Raw genomic sequence first — 20,694 nt, forward strand, 5'->3', positions numbered from 1 at the left:
GATATGGAGATCCTGAGGGACACCTGAGAAAACCGATCCGCCGCGAAAGCGCGTTGTCGGAACGCCGAGACAACGCGCGCCGCATTAGCCTCTTAGGCGTGGCATCGAACCTGGAGCGAAATCTCTCCTACGTGGAAGAATCCGTCGTGGAGGACGAGATCCTCGTCAGCGCGCGCGAGCGGGCCACCGAGCTGGGCGCGGCACCGGTGCCGCCGTCGGTCGGGGCCCTGCTGAGCATGTACGCCCAGCTGCTCGGTGCGCGCGCGGTCGTCGAGGTCGGGACCGGCGCGGGCATCAGCGGCCTGTGGCTGCTCGACGGCATGCGCGAGGACGGCACGCTGACCACGATCGATTCCGAGCCGGAGCATCAGCGCGCGGCCAAGGAGGCGTTCCGCACCGCCGACATCCCGCCCGCCCGCACCAGGCTGATCAACGGGCGCGCACTCGACGTGCTGCCCCGCCTCGCCGACGGCGCCTACGATCTGGTCTTCATCGATGCCGCTCCACTGGAGCACCCGCAGTACGTCGCCCAGGCGGTGCGGCTGCTGCGCGACGGCGGCGCCATCATCCTGCACAACGCGCTGCTCGGCGGCCGCGTCCCCGACCCGAGTCAGCGCGATGCCGCCACCCAGGCGGTGCGCGCCGCGACCCGCGCCATCGCCGAGGATCCCGAACTCACCTGCGTGCTGATCCCCGTCGGCGACGGATTGCTCTGCGCCTCACGCGGTTAGGCAGGGCCGGGCCTACCTCCGCTCGGATTTCCGCGGTGATCCATCCGATACGACCGCTGACCGGATCGGGAAAGCGCCTCGGCGGTAGGGCAGTTGACATTCCGCTGATTCGGCGCGCCCGCTCCGGGTAACCGACGACCAGCCGGGGTGCGGGCGACCCCGTGCGACAGTCGTGCGAATCGTGCCGTAAAAACCCCGGCGCCGCAAGCGAATTCGGAGGTGTGCGGTGACTTGGGAACGGGCGGAGGATATCGTCCATTACGGCCATGTCGGACATGTGGTCGAGGAAAAGGGTTCACTGAATTGGGTGGTCGCCGGGTTGGGCTTTTTCGCCGCGGCGATTCTGCTCGTCGTGCTCGTGCTGCTCGTGGTGAGCAATGCCGATTTCGACACGGGGCCCGCGAAGGTGGTGCCGACCACCGGACCGTGTGAGCCCTTCTGCACCGGAACGCCCCCACCGCCCGCGCCCTGACTCCGGGCCGGAATTCCGGTAGGGCGCCACACTATTGGCGGTTTCGGTAACCGGGTGTCCCGTGGTGTGCTTGGGTGGGCCGGGGCCGTGCGGAGGACGAGCCGATGTTCTGGAACGACGACGATGACCGATCGAGGAACCGCGCACAAGACTGGGCGGGCGCGACAGTCGTGTTCGCCGTCCTGCTCGTGTTGGCGATCATGCTCGCGATTCTGGTCAGCACCGCCGATTTCGGCGAGGGCTCACGGTCGACGGTTCCGCGCACGCCGGGCTCCTGCCAGCCGTTCTGCACCGCGCCGCCGAGCGAGCCTTGATCAGCGGACGCGTCACACCCAAACGCCCTTGCCGACGGTCACCACACCGCGTTTGCTCACCGCGAACCGGTCGCGGTCGCGCTCCAAGTCGACGCCGATGATCTCGCCCTCGCCGACCACCACGTTCTTGTCCAGAATGGCGTGGCGCACCACCGCGCCCCTGCCGATGCGCACGCCGGGCATCAGCACGCTGCCCTCGACGGTGGCGCCGTCGTCGACCATCACGTTGGAACTCAGCACGGAATTGCGCACCGTCGCGGCGGACAGGATGCTGCCGGCGCCCACGATGCACTCCTGGGCGAGGCCGCCCTGGGCGAACTTGGCGGGCGGCAGGTTCTCGGCGGCGCCGCGGATCGGCCAGTGCTTGTTGTAGAGGTTGAACACCGGGTGCACCGAGACCAGATCCATGTGCGCGTCGTAGAAGGCGTCGATGGTCCCGACGTCGCGCCAGTAGCCGCGGTCGCGCTCGGTCGCGCCGGGCACCTCGTTGTCGGCGAAGTCGTATACCGCGGCCTGACCCGCCGCGACCAGCGCGGGAATGATGTCGCCGCCCATGTCGTGGTCGGAATCGGAGTTGTCCGCGTCGGCGCGGATCGAGTCGACGAGCACCTTGGTGGTGAAGACGTAGTTGCCCATCGACGCGAAGGTCACGTTCGGGTCGTCCGGCGTGCCCGGCGGATGGGCGGGCTTCTCCAGGAACTGGGTGATGCGGCCGGACTCGTCGGAATCGATGCAGCCGAACGCGCTCGCCTCGCTGCGCGGCACCCGGATGCCCGCCACGGTGACGCCCGCGCCGGAATCGATGTGGTGGGAGACCATCTGCTCCGGGTCCATCCGGTACACGTGGTCGGCGCCGAAGACCACGATGTAGTCCGGGTCCTCGTCGTAGATCAGGTTCAGCGACTGCATGATCGCGTCGGCGCTGCCGGTGTACCAGCGCGGGCCGAGGCGCTGCTGGGCGGGCACCGGCGTGATGTACTCGCCGGCGAAACCCGAGAGCCGCCAGGTCTGCGAGATGTGCCGGTCCAGCGAATGCGACTTGTATTGGGTGAGTACGCACAGGCGAAGGAAGCCCGCGTTCACCAGGTTGCTGAGCACGAAGTCGATGAGCCGGTACGCGCCCCCGAACGGGACCGCCGGCTTGGCGCGGTCGGCGGTGAGTGGAAACAGGCGCTTGCCCTCGCCACCGGCGAGCACGATCCCGAGTACGTGCGGCTGGCTCCTCACAGTGCCCAAACTACCGTGTCGTCAGGCCGCGGGTGGCCCCTGCCGAGCCGAGCGTCTAGTTTGGATCGGTGAGTTTCGGCACGGACGACGGGCACTCGGCAACGGGATCCGGCGAGCCGGGGGGCTTCCAGGACCGGTTGCGTGTCGCGATGTTGACCCGCGAATACCCACCCGAGGTGTACGGCGGCGCGGGCGTACACGTGACTCAGTTGACCGCCGAATTGCGGCGGCTCTGCGAGGTGACCGTGCACTGCATGGGCGCCGAGCGCACCGATGCCGTGGTGCACCAATCGGATCCGACGCTCTACGCCGCCAACGCCGCGTTGCAGATGATGTCGGCGCAGCTGCGGATGGCCGACGCGGCGGGCGAGGTCGACGTGGTGCACTCGCACACCTGGTACACCGGCCTGGCCGGGCACCTGGCCGGTACCCTCTACGGCATCCCGCACATCCTCACCGCGCACTCGCTGGAGCCGCGGCGGCCGTGGAAGGCCGAGCAGCTCGGCGGCGGCTACCGCATCTCCTCGTGGTCGGAGCGCAACGCCATGGAGCACGCCGACGCCGTCATCGCGGTGAGCGAGGGCATGCGCCACGACGTGCTCGACGCCTACCCGGCGATCGACCCGAGCCGGGTCCACGTGGTGCACAACGGCATCGACGCCTCGCTGTGGCGGCCCGGACCGCCCGCCGAGGGCGACCGGCAGATCCTGGACGAACTCGGCGTACGGACCGACCGTCCGATCGTCGCCTTCGTCGGCCGCATCACCCGGCAGAAGGGCGTCGGTCATCTGCTCGCCGCCGCGCGCGAGTTCGAGCCGGAGATCCAGCTGGTGCTCTGCGCGGGCGCGCCCGACACCAAGGAGCTGGAGGCCGAGACGGCCGCGGCGGTCGCCGAATTGCGGCGGCGGCGCGGGAACGTCCACTGGGTGCGGGAAATGCTGCCCACCGAGCAGATCCGGCAGATCCTCGCGGCGGCGAGCGTGTTCGTCTGCCCGTCGGTGTACGAGCCACTCGGCATCGTGAACCTGGAAGCCATGGCCTGCGCGACCGCCGTGGTCGCCTCCGATGTCGGCGGCATCCCCGAGGTGGTCGCCGACGGCGGCAACGGCAGACTCGTGCACTACGACGCGGGCGCGGCCGAGGAGTACGAGCGCGGCCTCGCGGCGGCGGTCAACGAGATCGCGGGCGATCCGATCCTGGCGGCCGAGTTCGGTGCGGCGGGCCGGGCGCGGGCGATCGCGGAATTCGACTGGTCGCGGATCGCCGAGCGGACCGTCGAGGTGTACGAGTACGTCCGCAAACCCTGAACGCCGCGCCCGGGTCGTTGCCGGGGTGACTATGTGCGAGCACGTGCGCAAACCGTGCATCCTCGGGCGTGACCGGCGCTGAACGATGCGTGCTGGCAGGGGCCGAACCGTGAATGATTCCCGCGTGGTCGGCACCGAAGTCGACATGTGCGAGCACGACGACAAGCTCTGAATGCTCCGTGCGTGGTCAGCCGGGGCCGATACGTGCGAGCCCGTGCGCAATGCAGGCCCGGACGCGGTCAGCGGCGGGGGCGATACGTCGACACGGTGACCGAAGCGGTGACCTCGAGCTGCTCCGGCAGCGCGGCGAGACGCGGATCGCGCGCGTTCTCCACGTGGTGCGCGGACGGACCCATGCCGACCACCTGCGCCACCGCCGCGTGGTCGAGTTTCATCGAATACTCCACGGCGACTCGCTCGACCGGCTCGAACAGCCCGGACATCGCCTCGGTGATGCGGCGGTCCTTGTCCGGGTCGACGGTCACCATGCCGAGCGGATCGATCAGCTCGCCGAGATGACGCGCGGTCGGCGCGGCGACGACGAAGCGGCCGTCCGCGTCGAGCACCCTGGCCACCTCGGCGGGATTGCGCGGCGCGAACACCGAGAGCACTCCCGTGAGCACGCCGTCGCGGACCGGCAGGCCGCGCCAGGCGTCGGCGAGCACCGCGGCGGCGCGAGGATGGGCGCGCGCGCAGCGGCGGGCGGCGGGTTTGGCCACGTCGATGGCGACACCGCGGGCGTTCGGTGCGGCGTCCAGGGCCGCGGCCAGGTAATAGCCGGTGCCCGCGCCGATTTCCAGCAGACTCGCGGACCGGTCGTCGACCGGACCGACGGCGGTGGCGACCGCGTCGGCGATCGGGGCGAAATGCCCCTCGCCCTGGAAAGCGGCGCGGGCGTCCAGCATTGCCGCGGTGTCACCGGTCATTTTGGTCGACGCACCGGTCAGCAAGCTGACATAGCCCTGTTTGGCGATGTCGAAATTGTGGCCGCGGTCGCAGCGCAGCGCCCGATCCACCGCCTCGAGCCCGAGGCGGCATTCCGGGCAGGCCAGCAGACCCGCCACGTCAGCGAGTGCCGAGGGACTAGCTGGTGACACTCTTCAATTCGTCACCAAGCGCCGCTGCCTCATCCGGCGTGAGTTCGACGACCAGACGCCCGCCACCCTCGAGTGGAACCCGCATAACGATTCCACGCCCTTCCTTGGTTGCCTCGAGGGGACCGTCCCCGGTGCGGGGCTTCATGGCCGCCATCCTCTGCTCCCTCCAGATCTGCGCGGTTTTCTGCGCACTTTCTTGGAACTACAGTTGTCACCAACCAGGTAGCTCACCGGTATTTGGCGAGCTACACCGGTCCTATTCTTCCCTATCGCCGATGTGGACGGATACCTGAGTTCGAAATGTGATCGCTCGGGCGGTGTTGTGCGGGTCACTTCCGACCCAGCAATCGGCCAGGTGATCGTCCACCATTCCCGTTGCTTGCATCAGCGCGTAGGCGGTGGTCGGTCCGACGAAACGGAACCCGCGCCGCTTCAATTCTTTTGCCAGAGCGATGGATTCGGGACTGGTCGCGGGAACGTCGGCGATGATCTTCGGACGCGGTCGAGGCGGCGGCGCGAACGACCAGATCAACTCGTCGAGGCCGCGGTCGAGCGCGCGGGCAGCGCGCGCGTTGGCGATGGCGGCTTCGATCTTGGCGCGGTTGCGGACGATGCCGGGATCGTCGAGCAGGCGGGCCACATCGGCGTCGTCGAACGCGGCGACCCTCTCGATGGCGAAGTCGGCGAACGCGGCACGGAAGGCCGGGCGCTTGCGCAGGATCGTGATCCACGACAGACCCGATTGGAACGCCTCGAGGCAGACCCGCTCGAACATCGCGTCGGGGCCGCGCAGCGGCTCGCCCCATTCGAAGTCGTGATAGTCGCGGTAGAGCTGAGAGGACTCCGCCCACGGGCAGCGGATCCTGCCGTCGGCGGCGAGCGGAGCGGTCACGGCTGTTCGCGGGTGCTCGGCGCGGGCCACGGCGTCGCCGTGCGCTCGGTGTCGTCGCGGGAGGTGACCATCGCGTCGGGACGCGCGGAATTCCCGGCGTCGAGACGCGCTGAACCCCCGGCGTCGGGGCGCGCCGAATTCCCAGGGTCGGGACGCGCCGAATCCGCGGTGTCGCGATGCGGTGCCGGGGTCTCGTGACGGGACGCCGCCGCTTCCGCGCTCGCCTTGCTCATCCGCGGCGTCTCACCGCGGGCATGGGCCAGTTGCAACTGGAGTTCGTCGATGCGCGCGGCGAGCCTCGCCAACGCCCAGTCCACCTCGCCCGCTTTGTAGCCGCGCACCACCTGCTGGAACCGCAGCGCGCGCACGTCCGCGCCGGTGATGCCCTCGGCGGGCAACACGGTGGCCGTCGTGCCCTCGGGCAGCGGACCGAGTTCCTCCCCGCGCCCGAAGACCGCACTCGCGAGCAGGAACAGCACCGCGGCCACCAGGCCGACGATCAGCACGTACAACAGCAGCGTGAGCATGACACGAGCTTATTCCGCCGCTCCGACATGCTTGTTCACGACCGAGCACTAACCCGAGGACGCAACCGACGCGGCGCCCGAGGCGCGTTTACAGGTGCCGCGTGGTGTCGATGCCGAGCGACATGCCCGCCAGCCCACGGCGGCGCACCGCGAGCTTGTCGGCGACCTCGATCAGCGCCTTGGCCGACGCGCTGTCCGGATCGCTCAGCACGATCGGCGTGCCTTCGTCCCCCGCCTCGCGCAGCTTCTGTTCGATCGGGATCTGACCGAGCAGCGGGACGGTCGCGCCGACCGCGCGGGACAGGCTGTCGGCGACGGTCTGCCCGCCGCCGGAGCCGTAGAGCTCCATGCGGCTGCCGTCCGGCAGGTCCAGCCAGGACATGTTCTCCACCACGCCCGCGATCCGCTGCCGGGTCTGCAGCGCGATCGAGCCCGCCCGCTCGGCGACCTCGGCGGCCGCGAGCTGCGGGGTGGTGACGACCAGGATCTCCGCGTTCGGGATCAGCTGGGCGATGGAGATGGCCACGTCACCGGTGCCCGGCGGCAGGTCGAGCAGCAGGATGTCCAGATCGCCCCAGAACACGTCGGCGAGGAACTGCTGCAGCGCGCGGTGCAGCATCGGGCCGCGCCACACCACGGGCGTGTTGCCCTGGGTGAACATGGCGATCGAGATGACCTTCACGTCGTGCGCGACCGGCGGCATGATCATCCGCTCGACCTGGGTCGGCCGGGAGTCGGTGCCGAGCATGCGCGGCACCGAGTGTCCGTAGATGTCGGCGTCGAGTACGCCGACGGACAGGCCGCGCGCGGCCATGGCGGCCGCGAGATTGACCGTCACCGAGGACTTGCCGACGCCGCCCTTGCCGGACGCGACCGCGTACACGCGGGTCAGCGAGCCCGGCTGGGCGAACGGGATGACCGGATCGGCGGAGTCGCCGCGCAGCTGCTTGCGCAGGGTGGTGCGCTGCTCGTCGTTCATCACGTCGAGGTCGACGGAGATCGCGCCGACACCGGGGACGTCGGCCACCGCCTTGGTGACCCGCTGGGTGATCTCCGTACGCAGCGGGCAGCCCGCCGTCGTCAAGTAGACCTCGACATGGACATTGCTTTCGGCGTCGATGGCGACGCTTTTCACCATGCCCAGTTCGGTGATCGGTTTGCGGATCTCCGGGTCGTCGACCTTCGCGAGCGCACCCCGTACATCCGTTTCCGTTACCACTGGCATAACGGAAATTTTAGGCGGGTCAGATCCGAGGCAACTGCGCGGGCTTCGGTGCGACCCCCGAGCCGTACGAATTCGCCCACGCCATGACGTTGGCGACGTAGGCCATCGAGTTGTTGTAGCGCAGGATGGCGCGGGACTGCTGGGCCGGGTCGCTCATGTTCAAGCCGCCTGCGCACAGGTACTTGCCCGCCGTGAGCGCGGCGTCGTAGAGGTTCTGCGGGTCGGCGATGCCGTCGCCGTTGCCGTCGGCGGCGTAACGCTTCCAGGTCTCGGGCAGGAACTGCATCGGGCCGACCGCGCGGTCGTAGCCGCCGAGTCCGTCGAGCGCGCCGTCGTCGCTGTCGTGGATGACGTTGTTGCCCGCGAGCGAGCCGTCCAGCACGGGGCCGTAGACCGGGCTGAGCGGATTGCCGTCGGTGTCGGCCTTGCCGCCGAACGCGTGGGTGGACTCGACGCGGCCGATGCCGGCGAGCAGGTTCCACGGCATGTTGCACGTGGGGTTCTCCGCGTCCAGCGTGCGTTCGGCGTTCTGGTAGGCGGCGATCGCGACGCCCGGCACGCCGAGCGCTCCGGCGGGCAGATCGGCCTTCGTCCGATCGGCGGACAGCGCAACGGTTTTCACGACTGGCGGGGCGACGGAACGCTGCTCGGCCATGGCGTGCGCGACCAACTCGATCGAGTCGACGGGCTTGGCGGCGAGCGCGTCCTGGTCGTCGGGGATCTGCTGAACGGCGGCCTGATCGGAGTCCAGATCGGATGCGGCGGCGCAGGCCACGAATCCGGCGGGAACCAACCCGGTCAGTGCGATTACGGAGCCGCGCCTGACGGTGTTAGGCGATTGCTTGCGGTGACGCCCCACGGTGTGGTGACCCTCCTCGGTTACACAAAGGCTCGCTGACGAGCCCTTCGTGGACGAAGGAGAGGCTACCGTATTCGAGATCTTTTTGTTACTGCTTCGTGATCTGGATTCAGGTTTGGTCTCAGCCCTGCGGCGGAGCGGGCGGCAGCGGGATCACGATGCCGAACGGCAGTGTGATGCCGGGCTGTTCGGTCGGGGCGGGCGCGGCGGGCGCGGGCTCGGGGGTCGTGGCGACCTCCGGCTCCGGGTTCGGCTGCTGCGGGGTGTTCGGCTGCTCGGGGGCGTTCGGCTGGACGGGGAGATTCGGCTGCGCCGGGTTGGGCGCGGGAGCGGGAGCATCCGGCATGGGCGCGGGCAGGGCCTGCACCTGCGGTGCGCACGCCGGATACGGCTGCGGTTGCCGAGCCTCGGCCCGGGCGGGGTCCTCGGCGCGTGCAGGGTCCTCGGCCAGAGCGGAGTCGTTCGGATCGAGCGGATCGGCGCCGAATTCCTGTCGCGGGCCGAGCGGACGTCCCGACTCGCCGGGGCGTGGCATCGGCGCGGGCACCGCGACCTGCGAGCACGGGTTGGCGGGCGGCGGCGGTGGCGGGCAGAAGATTCCGCACGGGATCGGCGGCAGGCCGGGGATCGTGATCATCACCTGGGCCGGCGCGGGGGCGGGCGCGGCGGGCGCCGTCGACGGAGGCTGGTCCGCGGGCGAGGTGGGGGTCGGCAGGGTCCTCTCGACCGCGCTCATGTCCGGGTTCGCGGCGATGATCGGCGCCGAGCCGGGCGGAACCAGCTCCGGCGAGATGGTGACCTGGCTCGGTCGGCCGCCGGTGCGGTAGGCCGTCGACCAGCTCAACACGTTGGCCGCGTAGGACATCGAGTTGTTGTAGCGCAGCACCGCCCGTAGCTCTTGCGCGGGATCGCGTAGGTCCAGCCCGCCCGAGCACAGGTACTTGCCCGCGCCAAGCGAGGCGTCGAAGACGTTGTGCGGGTCGGAGACTCCGTCACCGTTGCCGTCGGCGGCGTACAGGCTCCAAGTCCCTGGCAGGAATTGCATGGGGCCGATCGCCCGCACGTATCCGCCGTCCGTGGCCTTGATGACTTCGTTGCCCGGCAACGTGCCGTCCAGCGCCGGTCCGAAGATCGGGGTCACCGTCGTGCCCGCCGCGTCGGTGCGACCGCTTCCGGCGTGTCCGGACTCGATCCGCCCGATCCCCGCGAGCAGGTTCCACGACAACCCGCACCCCGGCATCGAGGACTGCATCGCCAGTTCCGCGTTCCGGTACGCGGCGAGCACGATCTCCGGAATGCCCAGTGCCCCACCGACCGCGGGCAGCGTGACGTCGTGCAAGGGGATCGTGCCACCGAACATCGGCAGCCCGTCCTTCAGCGGAGTCATTGCTCGAAGTTTGCGGGGCGTCTCCGGTGTGACCGGCAACAGACCTACTGTCCGAGACAGAGGGCCTTCTAGGTCGGTGTCCGTGCCGTTGCCGGCGCCGCCCTGACCGCTGGACGCGGCGAGCCGCGCCTCCGGCGCCTGCGGCGGCGCACTCGCGGTCGTGTTGTGGGGCGCCGAGCCGGAGGCGACCAGACCTGCGACAACGAGGGCCGACATGGTTATCGGAGCGGAAACTCGCATTCGGCCACACCAATCCTCTACGTCATGGGTGCGGTGTCCGGGACATCCCACACCCCGGCCCGCTCAGGACAACGTTGTCCAGGTTACCCAGCGGTCAGAAGGTTGTTGAGCATTTCCGGTCAATCATCAGCAACGGGCGGCGAAACCTGAACCTGGGACTGCTTTCCACCGGAGGTTTTCTTGCGATTCGCCTTGCCGGACTTCAACTCACGCGGCGTGTTGCCGTCCTGGCCCGACGCCTCCTCGATGCGGTCGAGAACCTCACGCATCTCCTCCAATTCGCGGCGCAGATAGTCACGAGTCGCCACCTCGCCCACCGCGATACGGAGCGCTGCGAGTTCGCGGGCGAGGAATTCGGTGTCCGCCTTGGTCTGTGCGGCGCGCATCCGGTCCTCTTCCAGCGCCACCCGATCGCGGTTGTCCTGACGGTTCTGCGCCAACAGGATCAGCGGCGCCGCGTAGGCGGCCTGCGTGGAGAACGCGAGATTCAACAGGATGAACGGGTACGGATCCCAGCGCAGCGCGACGACGAAGACGTTGAGCAGGATCCAGATGATCACCACGATCGTCTGCAGCGCGAGATAGCGTCCGGTGCCGAGGAATCGGGCCACCCGCTCGGAGCTGCGCGCCAATGCCTCGGCGTCCCAGTCGAATCGGAAACGGGACTCGACCGGCGTCTCCAAGCGCTGCCGCGCCGAGCCCGGCCCCACTCTCCCGACGCCCGCCGCCGGGTTCTTCTCACTCATGCGCCGCGACTCCTTCATGCTGCTCTTCCTCGCGCCAGTCCTCCGGCAGCAGATGGTCGAGCACGTCGTCGACGCTGACGGCGCCGAGCAGATGGTTCTCGTCGTCCACCACCGGACCGCAGACCAGGTTGTAGGTGGCGAAATACCGGGTCACCGCGGAGAGCGGCACCTCGGCGCGCAGCGGAGCGAGATCGGCATCGATGATGCCGCCGACCAGATGCGCGGGCGGTTCGCGCAGCAATTGCTGGATGTGCACGCAGCCGAGGTAGGGCCCGGTGGGCGTGGCGGTCGGCGGGCGGACCACGAAAACCATCGAGGCGAGCGCGGGCGTCAGGTCCGGATTGCGCACCCTGGCCAGCGCCTCCGCGACCGTGGTCGAGGGCGTCAGCACCACGGGCTTGGTCGTCATCAGACCGCCCGCGGTGTCGGGGGAGTGCGCGAGCAGCCTGCGCACCGGCTCGGATTCCTCGGGATCCATCATCGCCAGCAACGATTCACGTTCCCCCGTCGGCAGTTCGCCGAGCAGGTCGGCCGCGTCGTCCGGGTCCATCGCCTCGAGCACGTCGGCGGCGCGGCGCACCTCGAGGTGGCCGAGCAGGTCGACCTGATCGTCGTCGGGCAGTTCCTGCACCACGTCGGCCAGTCGCTCGTCGTCCAGCGCCTCGGCCACCTCGATGCGGCGCTTCTCCGGCAGCTCGCGCAGCAGGTGCGCGACGTCGGCGGGCCGCAAGCCCTCGAACTGTTCGAGCAACTGGGTGACGTCCTGGCCCGGCCTGCCGATCTCGTACGGGGTCAGACCCGACACCGTCGTCCAGTCGACGACGTGCACGGTGCGCCGCCGTCCGATGCGCCGGTGTCCGCGCACCGCGACCCGGGAGACCCGCCAATCCCTGGTCCTGGTCAGTTCGATGCCGAGATCGACAACGAAGACGTCGACGCCCGCGAGGTCGGGCAGATCCGGATCGTCCACCCGCACCTTGGAATCCACGATCTGCGCCAGCGCCAGCATCTCGCCAGGTCGTTGCTGGAAACGGCGCAGGCTGACGGTGCCGGTATTGAGCGTGACATTGCCCGGTTCGATCGTGGTCACCCGCAACATCGGCACGAAAATCCGGCGCCTGCTCGGCAATTCGACGACCAGTCCGTGTACGCGCGGTACCTGACGGTCGTAGCGGATCGCCACGACCGCGTCGCGGACCCGGCCGATAGACTCCCCGTCCGGTCCCAGCACCGCCAGGCCGGCAAGCCTGGCGACGTACACCCTGGTAGCTGCCATGCTTGCCAGACTAGACAGGAGGCTCCATGAAGCCGCGCCGATCGGTGCTCGCCGTGCCGGGCAGCAACCCCAAGATGATCGAGAAGGCCAAGGGGCTGCCGGTCGACGAAGTCTTCCTGGATCTGGAGGACGCGGTCGCGCCGGTCGCCAAGGCCGCCGCCCGCGCCAATATCGTGGCCGCGCTGAATCAGCCGGGCTGGGGCACGCAGCTGCGCGTGGTGCGGGTCAACGACTGGACGACCGAATGGACCTACTCCGACGTGATCACGGTCGTCGAGGGCGCGGGCCGGGCCATCGACGCGATCCTGCTGCCGAAGGTCACCGACGCGGGCCAGGTGCGCGCGCTGGATCTGCTGCTCACCCAGGTGGAGAAGGCCAACGGGTTGGAGGTCGGGCGGATCGGCATCGAACCGCAGCTGGAAAACGCGATGGGCCTGCGCAATATCGATGAGATCGCGACCGCGAGCCCGCGCGTCCAGGCGCTGGTCTTCGGCCCGGCCGACTTCATGGCGAGCATCAACATGCGCACCCTGGTGGTCGGTGAACAGCCCGAGGGTTACGACACCGGCGACGCCTACCACCACATCCTGATGACCATCCTGCTCGCCGCGCGCGCCCACGGCCTCCAGGCGATCGATGGCCCCTACTTGCAGATTCGCGACGTCGACGGTTTCCGCAGGGCCGCCGCGCGCACCGCCGCGCTCGGCTTCGACGGCAAGTGGGTGCTGCACCCCGCCCAGATCGACGCGGCCAACGAGATCTTCAGCCCGCGCCAGGCCGACTACGACCGGGCCGAGGAAATCCTGGACGCCTACGCCTTCCACACCTCCGCCGCGGGCGGCGCGCGCGGCGCTGTCATGCTCGGCGACGAGATGATCGACGAGGCCAGCGCCAAGATGGCCCAGGTGATCGCCGAGAAGGGGCGCGCCGCTGGAATGACGCGCACCACGCGTTTCACATCACCGAACGGCCGCTCGGAATAGCAGAATGGAGCCATGACGAATCCCTTGGGGAACACGAACCGCGCCCGCCAGGGGTTGCCGACCCCGCCGTCGGGCTGGCCGGTGGGCTCCTATCCGACCTACGCCGAGGCGCAGCGCGCGGTCGACTATCTGGCCGACAACCAGTTCCCGGTGCAGGACGTGACGATCGTCGGCGTCGACCTGATGCAGGTCGAACGGGTTCTCTACCGCCTGAACTGGGGCAAGGTGATCGGCGGCGGCGTGGTCTCCGGCGCGTGGCTCGGCCTCTTCCTCGGCCTGCTGCTGAGCCTGTTCACCACCAGCGGCGCGTTCGGCCCGCTGCTGGTCGGCTTGGTCGGCGGCATCATCTTCGGCGTCATCTCGACCTCGATTCCGTACGCGGCCACCAAGGGTCAGCGCGATTTCGCCTCCACCATGCAGTTGGTGGCCGGTCGCTACGACGTGCTGTGCGACCCGAAGTCGGCCGAGCAGGCGCGGGACATGCTCGCGCGGTTGGCGATCTGAACGCATGAACGTGATGGACAGGGTCCGCACCGGCGTGCTCGACCACTACGGCGTGCCCGAAAGCGGCGTGGATTCGGCCTCGGTGACGTTCCTGGGGCTTGAGCCGATCGAGATCCTGCGCATCGTCGACGGCGACGTCGTGCACTACGCGACGCTCGGCGGCTCGCGCCACCCGATGGGCGATCCCGGTGACCTGCAGGCCGATCCGATACGCGGCCCACGCGCGGAGCTGGTGCTGACGCTGCGCTCCGGCACCGCGATGCCTGGGCTGCCCAAGGCACTCGGCATCCTGGTCGCCACGCCCTCCGTGGAAGGCGTTGTGCTGCAAGCCGACGCGCTGCTCGATCTCGGGGAGCCGATGTGGCAGGGCTCGACGTTCACCGCGGCGCTGCTCGGCGACAGCGAGATACCGCAGATCGTGCTGCCCGAGCCCGCCGAGCCGGTCAGGTACCTGACGGTGACGCCGGTGACCGCGACCGAGGCGGCCTGGGTGCGGGTGCGCGGTGCGCAGGCACTGCGCGACGCGTGGACCGAAGCGGGCATCGATGTGCGGGATCCGGGTCGCGGTGCGGCGACGCTGTAGCGGCGGTCAGAGCCAGTTGTTGCGGCGGAACGTGATGAACAGTCCGATGCACACCGCTAGGACCAGCAGCCACCATACGCCGTAGCTGTAGGTCCACCTCAGTTCCGGCATGTGGTCGAAGTTCATGCCGTAGACACCCGCGACCATGGTCGGGACCGCCGCGATGGCGACCCATGCCGAGATCTTCCGCATGTCGGTGCTCTGCTGCATGGTGATCTTGGCCATGGCGGCGCCGACCAGTTCGCTGAGCGATTCGTCGAAATCGGAGATGCGCTCGGCGACGGTCGTGTGGTGGTCGGACACATCACGCATGTAGCGCCGAATCTCCTTGGGCACCGGCAGATCCGGGTTGTGCGCCAGCAGTCGTAGCGGCGCGGCGAGTGGGTTCACCGCGCGACGCAACTCCACCACTTCGCGCTTGAGCTGGTAGATCGACTCGATGCTGACGTGGTCGCGCGGGGTGAAGACCGCCTCTTCCATCTCGTCGATGTCGTTCTCCACCAGCGCCGCCACCTCGATGTAGGAGTCGACGACGTGGTCGGCCACCGTGTGCAGCACCGCGTACGGGCCGTGGCTCAACTGGTCGGCGCGGTCCTCGAGTTCGCGGCGCACCCCCGCGAGGCCGGTGTGCTCGCCGTGCCGGACTGTCACCGCGAAATCCGGTCCGGTGAACACCATGATGTCGCCGGTCTCGACGATCTCGCTGACGCTGTCCATTTCGTGCGGCACATAGGAGACCGTGCGCAACACCAGGAACAGCGTGTCGTCGTAGCGTTCCAGCTTGGGCCGCTGGCGGGACTTGACCGCGTCCTCGACGGCGAGCGGATGCAGGTCGAAGGTGGAAGCGATATCGGCCATCTGCGTCTCGTCAGGATCGTGCAGCCCGATCCACACGAAGCCCGTCCCGCGCGAGCGGACTTCGGCCAGCGCCTCGGCGTGGGTGAACCGCCCCGGCAGCCGCTGCCCGTCGACGTAGACGGCGCAGTCGACGATGGCGCGCGCGGTGGGAACCGGAATGCGCGGCCGCGGCATCGCCGCGCGGCCCTGCCCGCGGAAAGACGGCATGGGCGGGATGGATGGCACGACGACGATGGTAGAGGCCGCGGCCGGTCGAGGCCGTCGGCTGCCGTGCCCGCCGCGGATCACGCACTGTAAGACTGGAGGACGTGCGCATCGACCTGCATACCCATTCGACCGCGTCCGACGGCACCGACACCCCCGCCGAACTGGTGCGGAACGCGGCGGCCGCCGGTCTGGACGTGATCGCGATCACCGATCACGACACCACGGCCGGATGGACCGAGGCGGTCGACGCGCTACCGAAGGGCCTGACCCTGGTACGCGGAATGGAGATGTCGTGCGTCGGTCTCGGTGAGGACGGCTGGCCGGTGCCGGTGCATCTGCTCGCCTACCTCTTCGATCCGACCGACCGTGGTTTCGCCGAGGAGCGCGAGCGGCTGCGTGCCGAGCGGGTGGACCGGCTGCGCGCGATGGCCGAGCGGATGGCCGCCGACGGACTGCCCATCGACCCGGACGCGGTGCTCGCCTCCGCGGGCCCCTCGGCTGGGCGGCCGCACCTGGCGCGCGCGTTGGTCGAGGCGGGTGTGGTGCCGAGCGTGGACGCCGCCTTCACCGAGCTGCTCGCGCCGCGCGGTCCGTACTACGCGGAGAAGGCCGACACTCCGCTGCACCGCGCCGTCGAGATGATCGCGGGCGCGGGCGGGGTCAGCGTGCTCGCCCACACCAGGGCCCGCAAGCGGGGGCGGCTGCTCGCCACCGACGACATCCGCGAGCTGGCCACCCTCGGGCTCGGCGGCCTGGAGGTCGACCATCCCGACCATTCCGCGTCCGATCGCGCCGTGCTCACCGGCCTGGCCGAGGAACTAGGCCTGCTCACCACCGGCTCGTCGGACTACCACGGCGCGAACAAGACCATCCGTCTCGGCGAATTCACCACCGATCCAGCGCAATTCGAGGAGCTCGCGGGCAAGGCGACGGGCGTGCCCGTGATCACGTCGTGAGATATGTGCGTGCGATCAGCGGCGTGGTCGCCGCGGGCACGGTGTTGCTGACGCTGGTCGTGGTCGGCGCGGCGTTGATCGGCGGGCAGCGCGGCTTCCCCGGCCCGGGCACGGAATCGGTAACCTGGCATCTGATCGCCTCGGCGACAGTACTTGCGGCGCAGACGTTTTCGGATAGGCATCGGGGTTTTCTCGCCTTTTTCGGGTCCGCGGTAGTTTTCTTGGTCACCGGTGTATTGCTTTGGACACAGTGGTGGGGCTGATAGTCCGGTACTGGTTGCGGCCGGGTGAATTGTGGCCGAACATTTTCTTGTGAGTGAGATCGAGACGGATGTGCTGGTTCTCGGCGGCGGCCCCGCCGGAACCTGGGCGGCCGTCTCGGCTGCCGCCCGAGGGGCGAGGGTGGTGCTCGTCGACAAGGCCCGTTGCGGAAGCAGCGGGCCTTCTGCGTTCGGGAGCACCACGGTCTGGAACATCCCACCCGGCGCGGCCAGGGACGCGGCGGTCCGCCGATCGCACGCGGACGGCGGACACCTCGGCGATCCGGAGTGGCTCGACCGGGTTTTCGACGAGACGCACCGGCGGATCGAACAGCTGGTCGGCTGGGGCTACCGGTTCCCCGACGACCCGCGCGGCGGCTCGCCGCGAGTTCGCATGGACGGCGCGGGATACCTGCGCCGGATGCGCCGCACCGTGATCGAGGCGGGAGTGCGCGTCCTCGATCACCATCCCGCGTTGCAGCTGCTGCGCGACGGCGACGGCGTAATCGCGGGTGCGGCGGGCGTGCGGCAGAACGACGGTTTCGGTTCCTGGACGATCCGCGCGGGCGCGGTGGTGGTGGCCACCGGCGGATGCGCGTTCCTCTCGGGTGGCGCGGGGACCGACGTGGCCACCGGCGACGGTCTGCTGCTCGCCGCCGAGGCGGGCGCGCGACTGTCCGGCATGGAATTCTCCAGCGCCTATTCCCTCGGCCCCGCGCTGAATTCGTTCACACCCGCCATTCATCCGAGTTTCGCCTCGGGTCTCGCGCTGCGTCTCGGGACGCTCTACGACGAGAACGGCGACGTCGTCGCGGGCGGTCGGCACGGGGCGTTCGCGGCCATCGCCGACGGACGGCGGGTGTTCGCCGCGCTGGAGGACGTGCCGGAGACGGCGCGCCACTGGCTCGCCAGGCAGGGCGCGGTCGACCGATTCCGGCGGGTGCCGCTGCACGCGGTGCTCGAGGGAACGGTGCGCGGAACGGGCGGCCTGGCGCTCACCGGTCCGGACTGCGCGACCACGGTGGCGGGGCTGTACGGCGCGGGCGACGCGACGAGTCGCGAGGTGGTCACCGGCGCGGTGAGCGGAATCGGCGGTCACAGCGGAGCGTGGGGCATCGCGTCCGGCGTGTGGGCGGGCGCGGGCGCCGCCCGTTTCGCTCGGAAGAGGGGCCCGGTGCGCGCGGTGCGTCCGGTGCCCGGCGCGGGCCTCGCCGCGCGGGCGCGCATCGATCCGCGCGCGATCGTCGGACTGGTTCAGGAGCACACGCTGCCGCTGCGCCGTAGTTATTGGCGCAGCGCGGGCAGCCTGCGGGACAGCATCGCCGAACTCGACGGCATGTGGCCCGGCGCGGCGTACGCCCTCGGCGGCATCGGCGCCGATCGGGTGCGCGCCAGGCAGGCCGCGGCCCTGCTCGCGGTGGCCAGATGGACCAAGCACAGCGCGCTGGCACGCACCGAGACCCGCGGCATGCACCGGCGCACCGACCACCCCGACGCGGGAGCCGAGTGGCGAGTCCACTTGATGTCGGGTGGGTTGGACAGCGTCTGGGTGAGCGCCGAACGATCGCGGCGAGTACCGTCGGAGCCCGCGCCCATCGTGCGCGCGCCGTCCGTCGTGCGCGGCCAGGTGCCGGTCGGCTCGGAGCCCGCGCCGGGACTGCCCGAGATCCCGCGGATCGTCCCGGACCAGCGGGGGCCGGACCTCACACCGCCCGACCGTCTGGCGATATGACAACTCACCGCCGCCTGATGTGCGGATGCGAGTTTCCCCTAACTTCGGGGTAATTACAGCCACCTACCCTCGGAATATGACGCGCAACCGGGATCCGACACACCGGTTTGGCAAGTCATCGGACCGGCTGGCAGAATGTGTCGGATTCCCCTCCTACGCCACCGCCGGGTTCGGGAATCACGGTGCTCCGAGCCGCGCAACGTACCGTTGTGCCCCGAGGATCGCCCCGCATGTTCCGTCCGGACCCACCCGTCCGGCTCCCGCTCTGCGGATCAGTGCAGCGCCACGTCTCGAGCTGATCATCGGGTTTCGACACCGCAATCCCGACTCGAAACGTCCCGGTCAGCGCACTCGATGAGCGGTACGAATCACCTATTACGAAATACCCGGCGGTAACCGTCCCCCGGTTCAGCCCGACCCGAGCAGGAGTGAAATCGTGTCACCTGTGACTGACGCACCGAATGCCACCGCGAGTTTGTCCGAAATCACCAACGACGAAATCTTCGCTGGACACCTCGGCGGCAAGCTCTCGGTCGAGCTCTCGGCTCCGCTGGAGACGCAGCGCGACCTCTCCATCGCGTACACGCCCGGCGTCGCTCAGGTCAGCCGCGCGATCGCTCAGGACGAGACGCTCGCCAAGCGATACACCTGGACCGACCGGCTGGTGGTCGTGGTCAGCGACGGCACCGCCGTGCTCGGCCTCGGTGACATCGGCCCGCGCGCCTCGCTGCCGGTGATGGAGGGCAAGGCCGCGCTGTTCAAGAAGTTCGCCGGACTCGACTCCATCCCGATCGTGCTGGACACCAAGGACGTCGACGAGATCGTCGAGACCCTGATCCGGCTGCGCCCCAGCTTCGGCGCGGTCAACCTGGAGGACATCTCCGCGCCGCGCTGCTTCGAGATCGAGAAGCGCGTCATCGAGGCGCTCGACTGCCCGGTCATGCACGACGACCAGCACGGCACCGCGATCGTGGTGCTCGCCGCCCTGAACGGCGCGGCTCGCGTGCAGGGACGTGACATCAGCGGTCTGAAGGTCGTGGTGTCTGGCGCGGGCGCGGCGGGTATCGCGTGCACCAACATCCTGCTCGCCGCGGGTGTGCAGGATGTCACCGTGCTCGACTCGAAGGGCGTCGTGAGCCGCGATCGCGCCGACCTGAACGAGGTGAAGGCCGACCTGGCCCAGCGCACCAACCCGCGCGGACTCACCGGCGGCGCCGCCGAGGCGCTCGCGGGCGCGGACGTGTTCCTGGGGCTCTCCGCTGGCCTGATCGCCGAGGAACTCATCGCCTCGATGGCGCCGGAGGCGATCGTGTTCGCCATGTCCAACCCGGACCCGGAGATCCACCCCGACGTGGCGCGCAAGTACGCCTCCATCGTCGCGACCGGCCGTAGCGACTTCCCGAACCAGATCAACAACGTGCTCGCCTTCCCCGGCGTGTTCAAGGGCGCGCTGGACGCCGGCGCCCGTCGCATCACCGAGGGCATGAAGATCGCCGCCGCCGACGCCATCCTGAGCGTGGTCGCCGACGAACTCGGCCCCGACAAGATCGTCCCCAGCCCGCTCGACCCGCGGGTCGCCCCGGCCGTCGCCGAGGCCGTCGCCGCCGCCGCGCGTGCGGAGGGCGTTGCGTAACAACTGATTACGCAATCACAGGGCGCCCCGTTCAACGGCGAACGAGGCGCCCTGCGTCGTTTTGCGCGCAGCTAGGTCGTCTGCGCCCGGTGGTTGTTTGCCGCATCCTGCGACGGTCAGTGCGGCACGGAAACGGCCGAGATGAATTCGGCCAGCTGGGCGTCGGTGACGTTCCTGGCCAGGTCTGATTCGCAGATCATGCCGACGAGGCGCTTGTTCTCGATGACCGGCAGCCGCTTGATCTGGTTCTGCTCCATCATGTCCAGCACCTGCCGCAATTCGGCGTCGGCGTCGACCCAACGCGGGGTGCCCTTGGCGAGATCACCGGCGCGGACGCGGCCGGGATCGTGTCCCTCGGCGATGCAGTGCACGACGATGTCACGGTCGGTCACCATGCCGACCAGGCGGTCGTTCTCGCAAATGGGCAGCGCGCCCACGTCCAGGTTGCGCATCAGCTGAGCGGCGCGGTCGAGCGTTTCGTCCACGGGGATACACGTGGCATCGGCGTGCATGATGTCGCGTGCCTTCATCGGTGCGTTCATGCTCACGGCAATCCTCCTGTCTCGGGTTGGGGTGCCCGTAGGACTCGAGGTTGCGCAGGGTCTCGACACGGTGTGCCACAGTCGCGTCGAGCGCGTGCACGGCTGACGACTCCTACGGCCACAGTCATCGTGACCT

Annotated in this window: 22 protein-coding genes and 1 pseudogene; 11 read left to right on the plus strand and 12 right to left on the minus strand. The window is 69.4% G+C overall.

Annotated features, from left to right (window positions below):
- The first annotated feature begins 98 nt into the window (after window positions 1-98).
- The 3 genes from AB0H49_RS12875 to AB0H49_RS12885 all read left to right on the plus strand — a co-directional run bounded on the left by AB0H49_RS12875 (window position 99) and on the right by AB0H49_RS12885 (window position 1,517).
- Window positions 99-731: an O-methyltransferase gene (locus AB0H49_RS12875; protein WP_355001856.1), complete on the plus strand. Its 633-nt coding sequence runs from the start codon at window positions 99-101 to the stop codon at window positions 729-731.
- A gap of 226 nt (window positions 732-957) precedes the next feature.
- Complete coding sequence (locus AB0H49_RS12880) at window positions 958-1,203, plus strand: hypothetical protein (protein WP_355001855.1); 246 nt, start codon at window positions 958-960, stop codon at window positions 1,201-1,203.
- Between the two features lie 104 nt (window positions 1,204-1,307).
- Window positions 1,308-1,517, plus strand: a complete 210-nt coding sequence (locus AB0H49_RS12885; protein ID WP_355001854.1) for a hypothetical protein — start codon at window positions 1,308-1,310, stop codon at window positions 1,515-1,517.
- 12 nt (window positions 1,518-1,529) lie between these two features.
- Here the strand turns inward: AB0H49_RS12885 and glgC are convergent, their stop codons facing one another.
- Window positions 1,530-2,744: a glucose-1-phosphate adenylyltransferase gene (glgC, locus tag AB0H49_RS12890; protein WP_355001853.1), complete on the minus strand. Its 1,215-nt coding sequence runs from the start codon at window positions 2,742-2,744 to the stop codon at window positions 1,530-1,532.
- 137 nt (window positions 2,745-2,881) lie between these two features.
- On the opposite strand from glgC, the gene glgA reads away from it, so the two are divergent.
- Complete coding sequence (gene glgA, locus AB0H49_RS12895; protein ID WP_357251001.1) at window positions 2,882-4,051, plus strand: glycogen synthase; 1,170 nt, start codon at window positions 2,882-2,884, stop codon at window positions 4,049-4,051.
- A gap of 239 nt (window positions 4,052-4,290) precedes the next feature.
- Here glgA and AB0H49_RS12900 read toward each other — a convergent pair whose 3' ends face one another.
- The 9 genes and pseudogenes from AB0H49_RS12900 to AB0H49_RS12940 form a co-directional block, all read right to left on the minus strand.
- Window positions 4,291-5,115, minus strand: a complete 825-nt coding sequence (locus AB0H49_RS12900) for a putative RNA methyltransferase (RefSeq protein ID WP_357250650.1) — start codon at window positions 5,113-5,115, stop codon at window positions 4,291-4,293.
- Window positions 5,116-5,134: 19 nt separating this feature from the next.
- Window positions 5,135-5,302, minus strand: a complete 168-nt coding sequence (locus AB0H49_RS12905) for a DUF3117 domain-containing protein (protein ID WP_011211259.1) — start codon at window positions 5,300-5,302, stop codon at window positions 5,135-5,137.
- A gap of 102 nt (window positions 5,303-5,404) precedes the next feature.
- Window positions 5,405-6,040, minus strand: coding sequence for a DNA-3-methyladenine glycosylase I (locus AB0H49_RS12910; RefSeq protein ID WP_357250653.1), 636 nt, complete (start codon window positions 6,038-6,040; stop codon window positions 5,405-5,407).
- 257 nt (window positions 6,041-6,297) lie between these two features.
- Window positions 6,298-6,567, minus strand: a pseudogene (locus tag AB0H49_RS12915) (DivIVA domain-containing protein); the annotation flags it as partial.
- 88 nt (window positions 6,568-6,655) lie between these two features.
- Entirely contained in the window at window positions 6,656-7,792 is a 1,137-nt protein-coding gene (locus AB0H49_RS12920) for an Mrp/NBP35 family ATP-binding protein (RefSeq protein WP_355001850.1), read from the minus strand.
- Between the two features lie 19 nt (window positions 7,793-7,811).
- Window positions 7,812-8,651: a lytic murein transglycosylase gene (locus AB0H49_RS12925; protein WP_355001849.1), complete on the minus strand. Its 840-nt coding sequence runs from the start codon at window positions 8,649-8,651 to the stop codon at window positions 7,812-7,814.
- A 121-nt stretch (window positions 8,652-8,772) separates the two neighbouring features.
- A complete protein-coding gene (locus AB0H49_RS12930) occupies window positions 8,773-10,038 on the minus strand; it encodes a lytic murein transglycosylase (RefSeq protein WP_357250657.1) in 1,266 nt (421 codons plus the stop codon).
- Window positions 10,039-10,397: 359 nt separating this feature from the next.
- Window positions 10,398-11,024: a DUF1003 domain-containing protein gene (locus AB0H49_RS12935; RefSeq protein ID WP_355001847.1), complete on the minus strand. Its 627-nt coding sequence runs from the start codon at window positions 11,022-11,024 to the stop codon at window positions 10,398-10,400.
- The gene (locus AB0H49_RS12940; protein WP_355001846.1) at window positions 11,017-12,300 is read right to left on the minus strand and encodes a CBS domain-containing protein; all 1,284 of its coding nucleotides are present in this window, start codon (window positions 12,298-12,300) and stop codon (window positions 11,017-11,019) included. Before AB0H49_RS12940 ends, AB0H49_RS12935 begins: the two co-directional genes overlap by 8 nt.
- Before the next feature lie 26 nt (window positions 12,301-12,326).
- On the opposite strand from AB0H49_RS12940, the gene AB0H49_RS12945 reads away from it, so the two are divergent.
- Genes AB0H49_RS12945 through AB0H49_RS12955 form a run of 3 tightly spaced genes read left to right on the plus strand, consistent with a single transcriptional unit; the run spans window position 12,327 to window position 14,370 of the window.
- The gene (locus AB0H49_RS12945) at window positions 12,327-13,283 is read left to right on the plus strand and encodes a CoA ester lyase (RefSeq protein WP_357250661.1); all 957 of its coding nucleotides are present in this window, start codon (window positions 12,327-12,329) and stop codon (window positions 13,281-13,283) included.
- A 12-nt stretch (window positions 13,284-13,295) separates the two neighbouring features.
- Entirely contained in the window at window positions 13,296-13,787 is a 492-nt protein-coding gene (locus tag AB0H49_RS12950; protein WP_067788497.1) for a general stress protein, read from the plus strand.
- 4 nt (window positions 13,788-13,791) lie between these two features.
- Window positions 13,792-14,370, plus strand: coding sequence for a suppressor of fused domain protein (locus AB0H49_RS12955; RefSeq protein WP_357250665.1), 579 nt, complete (start codon window positions 13,792-13,794; stop codon window positions 14,368-14,370).
- A 6-nt stretch (window positions 14,371-14,376) separates the two neighbouring features.
- Here AB0H49_RS12955 and AB0H49_RS12960 read toward each other — a convergent pair whose 3' ends face one another.
- Window positions 14,377-15,435 carry a magnesium and cobalt transport protein CorA gene (locus AB0H49_RS12960; protein ID WP_357251004.1) on the minus strand — a complete coding sequence of 353 codons (1,059 nt, stop codon included), beginning with the start codon at window positions 15,433-15,435 and terminating at the stop codon, window positions 14,377-14,379.
- A 101-nt stretch (window positions 15,436-15,536) separates the two neighbouring features.
- Here AB0H49_RS12960 and AB0H49_RS12965 point away from each other — a divergent pair, with 101 nt between their 5' ends.
- From AB0H49_RS12965 to AB0H49_RS12980, 4 genes are all read left to right on the plus strand, one after another.
- Window positions 15,537-16,391, plus strand: a complete 855-nt coding sequence (locus AB0H49_RS12965) for a PHP domain-containing protein (protein WP_355001843.1) — start codon at window positions 15,537-15,539, stop codon at window positions 16,389-16,391.
- Window positions 16,388-16,654, plus strand: coding sequence for a hypothetical protein (locus AB0H49_RS12970; RefSeq protein ID WP_357250668.1), 267 nt, complete (start codon window positions 16,388-16,390; stop codon window positions 16,652-16,654). The genes AB0H49_RS12965 and AB0H49_RS12970 overlap by 4 nt, the downstream gene beginning before the upstream one ends.
- Before the next feature lie 49 nt (window positions 16,655-16,703).
- Window positions 16,704-18,383 (plus strand): FAD-binding protein, encoded by a 1,680-nt coding sequence (locus AB0H49_RS12975; RefSeq protein ID WP_357250671.1) that lies wholly within the window; start codon window positions 16,704-16,706, stop codon window positions 18,381-18,383.
- Between the two features lie 445 nt (window positions 18,384-18,828).
- The gene (locus tag AB0H49_RS12980) at window positions 18,829-20,016 is read left to right on the plus strand and encodes an NADP-dependent malic enzyme (RefSeq protein ID WP_355002207.1); all 1,188 of its coding nucleotides are present in this window, start codon (window positions 18,829-18,831) and stop codon (window positions 20,014-20,016) included.
- A gap of 116 nt (window positions 20,017-20,132) precedes the next feature.
- Here the strand turns inward: AB0H49_RS12980 and AB0H49_RS12985 are convergent, their stop codons facing one another.
- On the minus strand, window positions 20,133-20,558 hold the full coding sequence (locus AB0H49_RS12985) for a CBS domain-containing protein (RefSeq protein WP_357251007.1): 426 nt from the start codon (window positions 20,556-20,558) through the stop codon (window positions 20,133-20,135).
- Between the last annotated feature and the right edge of the window lie 136 nt (window positions 20,559-20,694).

Source organism: Nocardia sp. NPDC050713, assembly GCF_040654315.1.
Taxonomy (GTDB): domain Bacteria; phylum Actinomycetota; class Actinomycetes; order Mycobacteriales; family Mycobacteriaceae; genus Nocardia.

Coding starts and splice junctions, on each gene's coding strand:
- AB0H49_RS12885 (WP_355001854.1), top strand. CDS start 1,308: ATGTTCTGGAACGACGACGATGACCGATCGAGGAACCGCGCACAAGAC.
- AB0H49_RS12905 (WP_011211259.1), bottom strand. CDS start 5,302: ATGGCGGCCATGAAGCCCCGCACCGGGGACGGTCCCCTCGAGGCAACC.
- AB0H49_RS12920 (WP_355001850.1), bottom strand. CDS start 7,792: ATGCCAGTGGTAACGGAAACGGATGTACGGGGTGCGCTCGCGAAGGTC.
- AB0H49_RS12930 (WP_357250657.1), bottom strand. CDS start 10,038: ATGACTCCGCTGAAGGACGGGCTGCCGATGTTCGGTGGCACGATCCCC.
- AB0H49_RS12935 (WP_355001847.1), bottom strand. CDS start 11,024: ATGAGTGAGAAGAACCCGGCGGCGGGCGTCGGGAGAGTGGGGCCGGGC.
- AB0H49_RS12940 (WP_355001846.1), bottom strand. CDS start 12,300: ATGGCAGCTACCAGGGTGTACGTCGCCAGGCTTGCCGGCCTGGCGGTG.
- AB0H49_RS12945 (WP_357250661.1), top strand. CDS start 12,327: ATGAAGCCGCGCCGATCGGTGCTCGCCGTGCCGGGCAGCAACCCCAAG.
- AB0H49_RS12950 (WP_067788497.1), top strand. CDS start 13,296: ATGACGAATCCCTTGGGGAACACGAACCGCGCCCGCCAGGGGTTGCCG.
- AB0H49_RS12955 (WP_357250665.1), top strand. CDS start 13,792: ATGAACGTGATGGACAGGGTCCGCACCGGCGTGCTCGACCACTACGGC.
- AB0H49_RS12960 (WP_357251004.1), bottom strand. CDS start 15,435: ATGCCGTCTTTCCGCGGGCAGGGCCGCGCGGCGATGCCGCGGCCGCGC.
- AB0H49_RS12985 (WP_357251007.1), bottom strand. CDS start 20,558: ATGAACGCACCGATGAAGGCACGCGACATCATGCACGCCGATGCCACG.